We start from the raw sequence: 10,887 nt of genomic DNA, 5'->3' as shown, positions 1-10,887 counted from the left end.
CTTGACCAATATCTAATCTTTTTTTATTCTCTTAAATAATTTCACCCAACGGGTTAAATTTTATAAAAAAAACAACCAACCCGGATTAATCAATCCGGGTTGGTTGTTTTTAACTCTTGTGTAATTTTTAAAATCTTTTCAGACAGGTTGCTCATCCAGATTAATTGTTCAATAACCAATTGTGCTTCCTGCATTTTAGCCTGACGCGTTTCTTTGTCAAGTTCTTCCTCTGCTGCTAAACGAGTAAAGTTTTTACGTTTCATTTCTTCAAATTGCAAAGTGACATCTTCTTTTTCAAAAAAAGTATCTGTTACAATTGTCTCGTTTCTTAAAATTGAAACGGCATTGTCCAGATTGGAAAGAATTGTTTTTATGATATAGTTGAATGATTCTGAAGCTGAAGTAGTTTGATGTAATTGAATGTAAGTAGATAAAGATGTTAATGAAGATAATAACGAATGGTTCAGCACTACTAATTTATTGACTTTTGGTAGTAATTTTTGCTTGGATTTGGGTTCCTGCATCATTCTTTGAAAAGAAGTCATCAAGTTCCCGATTTCAATAAATGTATGTTTTCTCGCTAATCTGTAGGAAGTTGTTACTTCGCCTTTTTTGTTGTAAAAATCTGCAATTTCCTTAAGGTATACCCGATTTGCCCTAATCGAATTTTCAATATGTATTGGAGTATTAATAAATTCCCACGCCGGCCATAGAAACTGATTTGCAATAAAAGCCAAAATAGCTCCGGCAAGGGAATCCAGAATTCGGAACTGAATTACTTCTACTATATCCGGGACCAGAATGCCATAAATAAAAACGACATACATGGTAACAAAAGTGGCGCTGATTTTATAATTTTTTTGAGCAAAAGATAATCCGAGAAGCATACAAATAATAGATAAAAGGCTTAATGCTACGTGATTTTGTACAATTGAAACGATTCCGAAAGCAAATAATCCGCCCAGAATAGTTCCAAAAATACGATTATAAGAGCGCTCTTTTGTTAAACCGTAACCCGGTCTCATGATTACGACTATTGTCAATAAAATCCAATACACATTTTGAAATGGAAGAAATTTGCCAATAATAAAACCAATTAAAATGGTAATGGTCAGTCGTAATGAATGCCTGAAAATTGAGGAAGAAAAACTTAGATTTTCAATCAGAGTTCGTAAAGGATAATATTGTGGTGTAAGGAACTTTTCTAATTCTTTATCCTTGTCTTTTAATTTATAAGATTGCAAGGCAAGTGAAAAGGCACGCTGTATGATTTTAATTTTACCAACCTGATTTTTAGCATATTTCAGCATATTGGTCAACATTAAAACACCTTCTGCGGCTTCTTCTTTTCCTAATGTTTTTTCATAATCAAAAATAGCGAATTCAAGTGCGTCAAGTTCATTTTTCAAATCATTCTTATCAATATATTTTGTGATATGATGTACATTTTTGGATAGCTTTTTTAAGGTTGAAGCCAGTTTATAGGCCACATTTTGATAGGTTCTTAAAACATTGGGATGTTTGTCGAATTTCTCATGCAGCTTACTATGGTCAAAAGAAGTATATAAAGCCAGTTCCTGAATTTCGACCAACGTGATAAAAACCAACAGCATTTTTCGGTTTTGACTGCTTCCTACAGTAATATTTTGGTTGCCAAATAACACTTCTCGTAAATCTTCATGAATCTGGTTGAGTTCAACCTGAATCATTAGTTGTTTTTCGATGATTTCTTTTCTGTCGGCTTCAGGGCTCCATAAATCGCCTCTTAATTTTAAATATTTTGCGGTTAATCGTATCCCATCGGCAATCTGAAGCTCAATATATTTATAAGGCTGAACAAAATGAAATAGCAGGGATACGATTAAATATAATATTCCTCCAATAAAAATATACGATGAATAATAAAGAGCTTCCATACCCTGATGCAAATGACCAAATGATAATGAAATTGATAGTAACGCCGAAAATGAAACTAAAGTTGCACGTTGTCCATATACCGAAATCATAGAACATAAAAAAAGTAATATTGCCAGAAAAGGATAGAATAAATAAGGAAATGGATATGCGAGATTTACCAGTAAATTTACTCCTGAAACAATGAATGAAGCGACTACCAATCCTTTTATCTTATGATTCAGAGTACTGGGAATATCACTTGGATATGTATAAAAAGCTCCAAGAGCAATAGTAAAACCAATTTCAAAATAGCCTAAAAAGTGTAAAGTCAAAACAGGAATGACTGATGCAATGGTTACTTTTGATGCGTTTAAAAATGAGGTGCTGTTGGTAAATTTAGCAATACGATCGAGCATATAAATTGGTTTACAAGCAAAGGTAAGAATTGTACGAATCAATTTGGCATAATTATAGCTTTGATTTTAAACAGGGTAAAAAATGCGAGATAATATGTTATTTAGAAATATTCATTGACTATTTTTTACTATTTTTGCGACCTGAATTAGCGTATTAAATTCAGCGTTTCAGTAGATAATTACATAAAATAATACAAATGATTTTACCAATTGTAGGATATGGTGATCCGGTTTTAAGAAAAGTAGGCGAGGCAATTACGCCAGAGTATCCAAGCTTAAAAGAGACAATAGCAAATATGTACGAGACGATGTACAATGCATACGGAGTTGGACTAGCAGCTCCTCAGGTTGGTATTGCCATTCGTTTGTTTGTTATCGATACGACTCCTTTTAGTGATGATGAAGATTTACCTTCTGATGAACAAAAAGATCTAAAAGGTTTTAAAAAGACTTTTATCAATGCCAAAATTATAAAAGAAGAAGGTGAGGAGTGGAGTTTTAATGAAGGATGCCTTAGCATTCCTGATGTAAGAGAAGATGTTTATAGAAAACCAACCGTTACTGTTGAATATTGTGAAGAAGATTTTGTAATGAAAACGGAAGTTTTTGACGGATTGATAGCAAGGGTTATTCAACATGAATATGACCATATTGAAGGAATATTATTTACGGATAAAATATCTTCTTTAAAAAAGCGACTGATTCAAAAGAAGCTAAGAAATATTACTGAAGGCAAAACATTTCAGGAGTACCGAATGAAATTTGCTGCTGCCAAAAAAGGAAGATAAATATAACAAAGAAATTCTTAATACAAATTTTAATAACATGAATTTAGAGAAAATTTTAGCCATTTCCGGAAAACCGGGACTATATGTATTGAAAGTTCAAACTCGTACAGGTTTTGTGGCAGAATCATTATTAGATGGAAAAAAAATCACAGTAAATTTAAAAAGTAATGTAAGTTTATTGTCAGAAATTTCAATTTACACTTACGAAGGAGAAAAACCATTAACAGAAGTGATGCAACGAATTGCTGTCAAGGAAAATAAGGGCCAGGCGATTTCTCATAAAGAAGACAATGCGAAATTAGCTGCTTATTTTAAGGAAATTTTACCGGAATACGATGAAGAGAGAGTATATCCTTCAGATATTAAAAAAATAGTAAACTGGTATAATATGCTTCAGGCAAAGGGACTTGTTACAGATGAAGCTCCGGCAGCAACGTCAACAACTGATGAAATTGCTGTAGAGGAACCAGTAAAAAAAGCTCCTGCCAAAAAAGCAAAAGCGAAAAAGGAAGAATAGTAGATTTTACTTCAAATATAATCCTGTTAAGATGTTTTCTTAACAGGATTTTTTACTTTTGCACTATTCGTTTACACTACAAAAAAACTTCAAAAATGAGCAAGGAAATTCAGCTTAAGGCTTTTGAAAGATTATTGATTATAATGGATGAATTGCGTGAACAATGTCCATGGGATAAAAAGCAGACATTACAGACATTGAGGCATTTAACCATAGAAGAAACTTATGAATTAGGTGACGCTATTTTAGATAATGACCTGAACGAAGTAAAAAAAGAACTAGGAGACTTATTGCTTCATATTGTTTTTTATGCCAAAATTGGAAGCGAAACAAATGATTTTGATATGGCAGATGTTTGTAATGAGATCTGTGAAAAACTTATCCATCGCCATCCCCACATTTATAGTGATACTATTGTAAAAGATGAGGAAGAAGTCAAACAAAATTGGGAAAAGTTAAAATTAAAAGAAGGTAAAAAATCTGTATTGGAAGGTGTTCCCAAAAGTTTACCGGCTTTAGTAAAAGCAAGCCGTATTCAGGATAAAGTGAAAGGTGTAGGATTTGACTGGGAAGAGCCACATCAGGTTTGGGATAAAGTTCAGGAAGAATTAGAAGAACTGCAGGTAGAAGTTAAGGCAGGTGATCAGGATAAAATTGAAGCAGAATTTGGTGATGTTTTGTTTTCTATGATTAATTATGCACGATTCCTAAATGTAAATCCTGAGGATGCTTTAGAGCGGACCAATAAAAAATTCATTAAACGTTTTCAGTATTTGGAAGGTAAAGCGGGAGAATTAGGAAAGCCATTAGCAGATATGACGCTGGCCGAAATGGATGTATTCTGGAACGAAGCTAAAAAGTTATAAAAAAAAGAGACTCGATATGAGCCTCTTTTCCGAATTAAATAACCAACAATTAAATAGAATCCTGAATTAATTTCAACCATTTTTTTGCAAATTCATGATCCTGATATGCACTAATTTGCTTAATACGATCGTCATCGAAATCATAAAACGGAATTGTAATTTTTTTAGATGTTTCTTTTTCCAGAAACTCAAAATCAATTTTCACTATTGAATCTGATCTTCCCTCAGTGATCACAAGTAATTTGCAGGAAGAAATAGTCTTTAAATCAACAAATGTAAATTCCTTTTGATTGTTGTTGAAATTCATCAAAATAAACTTCCTGTTTTTGGTGTCAATCGTAAGTGTTTTTTTATTTTGAGATTCTGTTAAATCGAATTCCTTGGGATTTGAAGGATTGAACTTCTTTTTTATCTCAAGAATTTTACTTTTGTTTACAGCATTCGTTCGGGCAGAAAAATAAATCGGAATGGCCACTATGATTGCAATCACAATGCCTATAATAGTTACAGATGTATCCATGTTTTTTAAATTTGATAATTAATGAAAAAGCAAACAGTCTCCAGATTGAAAACCATTTAATTGTTTAGAAGAAATAATTCTTCAGAATAATTTATGTATTAATTACCAAAAATAATGGAAAGGGTAGAGCAGTAGTGAGACCTCTTTGCTCTGAAGAAAATATTGATTAGAGAAATTTGATACTGATTTTACAACCTGATGCGATGGAATTAAGACCAATAGGTTACCCAACCATTTAACTAAATTTGGCTGGTTTGTTTTAATAGTTACAGCAAATTGATAACTGCTTTGCGGCTGTATAAAATCGGAAGTATCAACATAATTTTTTGAAAAATTCGTGTCCGATTTTTCAGTTTCAATTTTTTCTACAGCAATATTTTCTGCCTGTATGGCAAAAAAAGTGATGATCAAAAGTGAAATAAAAATAAAGGTTTTATGAATCCATTTCATGTTGGCAAATTTAGGTCATAAAACACAATTAAAGAAATTTAAAGTGCTAATTACTTCTTAAAAGTTCTCCTCAACTTTATAACTTGAGGAGAATATTTATTATTGTTGCATTTTGAAATAATAATCAGCAGAATGTTTTCCGCTTCCGTAAAAAAGAAAAAAGATACAAATTAAAAGTACGATTATGGCTAACAATAAATTTTCTGAGCGCATATATCCCATGAAATTAACTAAAACAGCACCAAACAGTATAGGCAACTGAGCAGCAATTGCCCAACGTGTCAATAAACCAAATACAATCATTACACCACCAATCATATGCGCCGGTGCTATGTAATGTAAGAGAAACATTCCACCTCCAAATTGATCAATAGGAGAAATTAATTCATGTAAATACTGAATGTTGGTAACGAATAAAATTCCTTTCATAAACAGAAAAGCACCCAATACAATACTTACTAAATCAATTGGTAAATAAGTGTGCGCATTGGCCCATTTATTTAAATTTTTTACATTTTCCATGATACTTAGTGATTAAGAATAATAACACTAAGTTACTAATTTTTAATGTAATATCTGTTTAAATTCCTTAAAATGAGAATTTTGTATTTTTTGTAATTGAATATTATGAATTAAAAAAAAACTAAACCTGAATAACACCCATATTAAATTGCTTTTGAATCGGAGAATGATTGGCCGCTTCGATACCCATAGAAATCCAGGTACGTGTTTCTAGCGGATCAATAATGGCATCAGTCCATAATCTTGAAGCTGCATAATACGGAGATGTTTGTTCGTCATAACGGGCTTTTATTTTATTAAATAATTCTGCTTCTTTGGCTTCGTCTATGATTTCTCCTTTCGCTTTAAGCGATGAAGCTTCAATCTGAGCCAGTACTTTTGCTGCCTGAGTCCCTCCCATAACAGCTAATTCAGCACTTGGCCATGCAAAAATTAATCTTGGATCATATGCTTTTCCACACATCGCATAATTTCCTGCACCATATGAATTACCTACAATCACGGTAAATTTTGGAACAACCGAATTACTAACGGCATTCACCATTTTTGCACCATCTTTTATGATTCCGCCATGTTCCGATTTAGATCCGACCATGAAACCAGTTACATCTTGTAGAAAAACCAATGGAATTTTTTTCTGATTGCAATTGGCTATAAAACGAGTTGCTTTATCAGCACTATCTGAGTATATAACCCCTCCAAACTGCATTTCGCCTTTTTTTGTTTTGACTACCTTTCTTTGATTAGCGACAATTCCAACTGCCCAACCGTCAATTCGGGCGTAACCTGTAATTATTGTTTGTCCGTAGCCCTCTTTATAGGCTTCAAACTCAGAATTGTCAACCAGACGATTGATGATTTCCATCATATCGTATTGCTCATTTCTGGCTTTTGGCAGAATTCCGTAGATGTCTTTGGGTTCTAAAGCAGGTTTTTCAGCTTTGATACGACTGTAGCCGGCTTTATCGTAATCACCAATTTTATCTACTATATTTTTTATTTTGTCTAAAGCATCTTTATCATCTTTAGCCTTATAATCTGTTACTCCTGAAATTTCACAATGTGTCGTAGCACCACCTAAAGTTTCATTGTCGATTGATTCTCCAATTGCCGCTTTGACCAAATAACTTCCCGCAAGAAAAATACTTCCGGTTTTATCTACAATTAAAGCTTCGTCGCTCATAATTGGAAGATAGGCTCCTCCGGCAACACAGCTTCCCATTACGGCGGCTATTTGAGTAATTCCCATACTGCTCATTTGCGCATTGTTTCTAAAAATTCGGCCAAAATGTTCTTTGTCCGGGAAAATTTCATCCTGAAGAGGTAAATAAACGCCGGCACTGTCTACCAAATAAATGATTGGCAATCTGTTTTCCATAGCGATTTCCTGTGCCCGAAGGTTTTTCTTTCCTGTTATCGGAAACCAGGCACCAGCTTTTACAGTTGCATCATTAGCAACAACGATGCATTGTTTTCCTCTGATATATCCTATTTTGATTACAACACCTCCGGAAGGGCATCCACCATGTTCCTGATACATTCCATCTCCAGCAAAACCACCAATTTCAATATTTTTAGAATTTTCATCCAATAAATAATCGATTCGCTCGCGCGCTGTCATTTTACCTTCTGTATGTAATTTTTCAATACGTTTTTCGCCTCCTCCTAATTTTACTTTTGCAAATTTTTGTTTTAGTTCTGAAAGTAAGAGTTTATTGTGATCTTCGTTTTTATTGAAGTTTAAATCCATAAGAAATTGATGTTTTTACAAAATAATGTTGGCTAATTTACAAAATCAATTGAAACCCGCATAATAAAATCATTATTCAGGTGTAATGAAAGTAACATCTGAAATCCTGATAATTTAAAGGAATAAAAATAATATTTTTAATGTAATGAAAATCTTTTTATTGATTTCACGAATTGATGTAAACGAAAAAACAGAAGATAATCTTCTGTTTTTTTATATTAATAATTGAAATTATTTTTTGGAATCACAAACCATTCTTTTCAAAATAGCCCATTGTTTTAATGCATCACGAGCTTCAACGGCAGGATATCCCAACATGGTTTTTCCTGCAGGAACATCTCCTGTAACTCCTGAACCAGCGCCAATAATCGAACCGTCACCTATATTAGTATGGTCTTTTATAGAAGCACTTCCTCCAATAATTACTCCATTTCCTAAAGTTACCGAACCAGCTAAACCGCTATTTCCTGCCATAATGCAGAATTTTCCAAGCTGGCTGTTGTGCCCAATCTGAACCAAATTATCAATTTTGCATCCGTCCCCTAAAACTGTTGAGCTGAATTTTCCGCGATCAACACAGGAATTGGCTCCAATTTCGACTCCATTTCCGATAATTACATTTCCGATTTGTGGAATTTTAACCAATCCTTTTTCTTTGCATGGACGAAATCCAAAACCATCAGCACCAATCGTTGCATTGGGATGAATAATGCAATCGCTACCGATATGACAACGTTCACGAACCACAGTTCCTGACCAAATAATAGTGTTTTTTCCAATAGTACATTCGTCGAGAATAGTAACATTTGGATAAATAGTAACATTTGCAGCAATCTCAACTTTTGGTCCAATATAACATCCGGCACCAATACGTGCACCGTCGGCAATAACAGCAGTATCGTCTATTGTTGCAGTTTTATGAATATTGGTATGGAATATAGGAGTAGGGGGAGCAAAAAGTGTAAGGATTTGAGACATCGCCAAATCGGCATTTTTTACTTTAATGAAAGCACGGTTTTCTCCGGGTTCAATAGAAATATCTTCATTAACGACTGCTACTGAAGCTTTTGAAGAGGACCATAATTTTTCATATTTTTTATTACCAATAAATGAAATTTCCGAAGCAGTTGCTTTTTCTAATTGTTCGGTTGCAGTTATACTTTGAGAAGTAGTGCCGTATATTACGCCATTAATCACTTCGTTAATTTCTTGAATTGAATAGGATTTCATTAATGAATAAATTGATTTAGGTTTAATTTTTGCCAAATAAAATCAATTTGAGTTGAATTACCTAATCTTATTTATAAGTTTTTAAATATTGTTTTAAATAATGGAACTAATACTCAAAAATCAACATTAAAAGCCCTAAAATATTAATGAGTTAATATTTTTTTGCATTTATACTGACTTTATGATTTTTGCCCGTTATCCTTTTTTTTAAAGATTAGTTTTAATTCCGTTTGTACTTATTTATCTATGGTATAATAAAAAAGCGATTCACTTTTTATATGCAAGGAATCGCTTTTTAATAATTATTTTACTCTTTAATTTTAGATAAAGAAATTGCGTTAATGCAATAACGTAAGCCGGTAGGCTCGGGACCGTCAGGAAAAACATGTCCTAAGTGCGCATCACAGGTACTGCAAACTACTTCAACGCGAATCATTCCGTATGTTTTATCCGCATGATAAGCAATAGCATTTTCTTTGATTGGTTGTGTAAAAGAAGGCCATCCGGTTCCTGATTCAAATTTTTCGTTTGCATCAAAAAGTAAAGTGCCACAACATTTACATTCATAGATTCCCGGATCGAATAAGCTGCAAAGCTCTGAGCTAAAAGATCTTTCTGTGCCTTTTAAACGTGTAACCTGAAATTCTTCAGGAGTTAAAAGCTGTTTCCATTCTTCTTGTGTTTTCTCAACTCTTTTTTCAGGAGTTGGATTTCCTTTATTGGTATACCGAATTATATCTGCCCATTTAATCATAATGCTCTATTTTAAAATGAAGTTGTCTTTTGAAATGAACCATTAAGATACTAAGAAAAATTAAGTTTTTGATCTTAATCTCATAATGGTTCAGATAAAATGTAATCAGATAGGAATTTATTCCTCTTCTTTTTGTCCCATCATCATTAAAAATGCTTTCAGGAAAGCATCAATATTTCCGTTCATAACGCCATCAACATCACTGGTTTCGTATCCTGTTCGGACATCTTTTACTAGCTTGTAAGGCTGCATTACATAATTACGTATTTGCGAGCCCCATTCGATTTTCATTTTTCCGGCTTCTATATCGGCACGTTGAGCTTGTTGCTTTTTCAACTCGATTTCGTACAACTGAGAACGCAGCATTTGCATGGCGCGTTGTCTGTTGTCTTGTTGAGAACGTGTTTCAGAACATTGAATTTGGATTCCGGTTGGTTTGTGTACCAATTGTACTTTAGTTTCTACTTTATTTACATTTTGTCCACCGGCTCCACTGGAACGGGAAGTTGTGATTTCGATATCAGCAGGATTAATGTCAATTTCGATACTGTCATCAACAAGGGGATAGACATAAACAGAAGCGAAAGAAGTATGACGTTTGGCATTACTGTCAAAAGGAGAGATTCGAACCAAACGATGCACGCCGTTTTCTCCTTTTAAATAGCCAAAAGAATAATCCCCTTCAAACTCTAAAGTCACGGTTTTGATTCCCGCGACCTCACCTGCCTGAAAGTTGAGTTCCTTTATTTTGAAACCATAACTTTCTCCCCACATCATGTACATTCTCATCAGCATTCCGGCCCAGTCACAACTTTCAGTTCCTCCGGCTCCGGCTGTAATCTGTACCACGGCACTAAGGCTGTCACCTTCATCAGAAAGCATGTTTTTGAACTCGATGTTCTCAATATGGGTCTGTGTTGTACTGTAATGTTCGTCTAATTCCTCTGCAGAAAGTTCCCCTTCTTTGTAAAAATCATAGGCAAGCTGCAGTTCATCAGTCAGTTCGATGGCTTTGTTGTAATCTTCAATCCATTTTTTTTTGTTTCGAAGGTTTTTTACAATTATTTCGGCTTCTTTAGCGTTATTCCAAAAGTCGGGAGCAAAAGTTTTTTCTTCTTCGTTGGAAATTTCAATTAGTTTGGCATCAACGTCAAAGATACCTCCTCAACGCACCAAGG

Annotated in this window: 11 protein-coding genes; 3 read left to right on the top strand and 8 right to left on the bottom strand. The window is 33.8% G+C overall.

Features of this window, described 5'->3' with window-relative positions; genetic code table 11:
- Positions 1-89: 89 nt before the first annotated feature.
- Positions 90-2,312: an FUSC family membrane protein gene (locus ABI657_RS17895; RefSeq protein WP_348098633.1), complete on the bottom strand. Its 2,223-nt coding sequence runs from the start codon at positions 2,310-2,312 to the stop codon at positions 90-92.
- Between the two features lie 197 nt (positions 2,313-2,509).
- Between ABI657_RS17895 and def the strand changes: the two genes are divergently transcribed.
- The 3 genes from def to mazG all read left to right on the top strand — a co-directional run bounded on the left by def (position 2,510) and on the right by mazG (position 4,483).
- Complete coding sequence (gene def / locus ABI657_RS17890; RefSeq protein WP_348098632.1) at positions 2,510-3,100, top strand: peptide deformylase; 591 nt, start codon at positions 2,510-2,512, stop codon at positions 3,098-3,100.
- A gap of 37 nt (positions 3,101-3,137) precedes the next feature.
- The gene (locus ABI657_RS17885; RefSeq protein ID WP_348098631.1) at positions 3,138-3,617 is read left to right on the top strand and encodes a DUF5606 domain-containing protein; all 480 of its coding nucleotides are present in this window, start codon (positions 3,138-3,140) and stop codon (positions 3,615-3,617) included.
- 95 nt (positions 3,618-3,712) lie between these two features.
- On the top strand, positions 3,713-4,483 hold the full coding sequence (gene mazG, locus ABI657_RS17880) for a nucleoside triphosphate pyrophosphohydrolase (protein ID WP_348098630.1): 771 nt from the start codon (positions 3,713-3,715) through the stop codon (positions 4,481-4,483).
- A 49-nt stretch (positions 4,484-4,532) separates the two neighbouring features.
- Here mazG and ABI657_RS17875 read toward each other — a convergent pair whose 3' ends face one another.
- The 7 genes from ABI657_RS17875 to prfB form a co-directional block, all read right to left on the bottom strand.
- A complete protein-coding gene (locus tag ABI657_RS17875) occupies positions 4,533-5,003 on the bottom strand; it encodes a hypothetical protein (protein ID WP_348098629.1) in 471 nt (156 codons plus the stop codon).
- A 102-nt stretch (positions 5,004-5,105) separates the two neighbouring features.
- Entirely contained in the window at positions 5,106-5,453 is a 348-nt protein-coding gene (locus ABI657_RS17870; protein ID WP_348098628.1) for a hypothetical protein, read from the bottom strand.
- A 99-nt stretch (positions 5,454-5,552) separates the two neighbouring features.
- Positions 5,553-5,975: a DoxX family membrane protein gene (locus ABI657_RS17865; protein ID WP_348098627.1), complete on the bottom strand. Its 423-nt coding sequence runs from the start codon at positions 5,973-5,975 to the stop codon at positions 5,553-5,555.
- 121 nt (positions 5,976-6,096) lie between these two features.
- On the bottom strand, positions 6,097-7,725 hold the full coding sequence (locus ABI657_RS17860; protein ID WP_348098626.1) for a carboxyl transferase domain-containing protein: 1,629 nt from the start codon (positions 7,723-7,725) through the stop codon (positions 6,097-6,099).
- 231 nt (positions 7,726-7,956) lie between these two features.
- Positions 7,957-8,955, bottom strand: coding sequence for a UDP-3-O-(3-hydroxymyristoyl)glucosamine N-acyltransferase (gene lpxD / locus ABI657_RS17855; RefSeq protein WP_348098635.1), 999 nt, complete (start codon positions 8,953-8,955; stop codon positions 7,957-7,959).
- 307 nt (positions 8,956-9,262) lie between these two features.
- Entirely contained in the window at positions 9,263-9,709 is a 447-nt protein-coding gene (msrB, locus tag ABI657_RS17850; protein ID WP_348098625.1) for a peptide-methionine (R)-S-oxide reductase MsrB, read from the bottom strand.
- Positions 9,710-9,826: 117 nt separating this feature from the next.
- Positions 9,827-10,877, bottom strand: a protein-coding gene (gene prfB / locus ABI657_RS17845) for a peptide chain release factor 2 (RefSeq protein WP_348098634.1) whose coding sequence is annotated in 2 segments (ribosomal slippage) — positions 9,827-10,861 and positions 10,863-10,877 — 1,050 coding nt in all. Because the reading frame shifts where the segments join, the coding sequence is not laid out codon by codon here.
- Positions 10,878-10,887 lie beyond the last annotated feature (10 nt).

This window comes from Flavobacterium sp. (assembly GCF_039930565.1).
Lineage (GTDB): Bacteria > Bacteroidota > Bacteroidia > Flavobacteriales > Flavobacteriaceae > Flavobacterium.
Note: the sequence above shows the minus strand (reverse complement) of the source record. Positions and strands in the feature narration are given on the sequence as shown.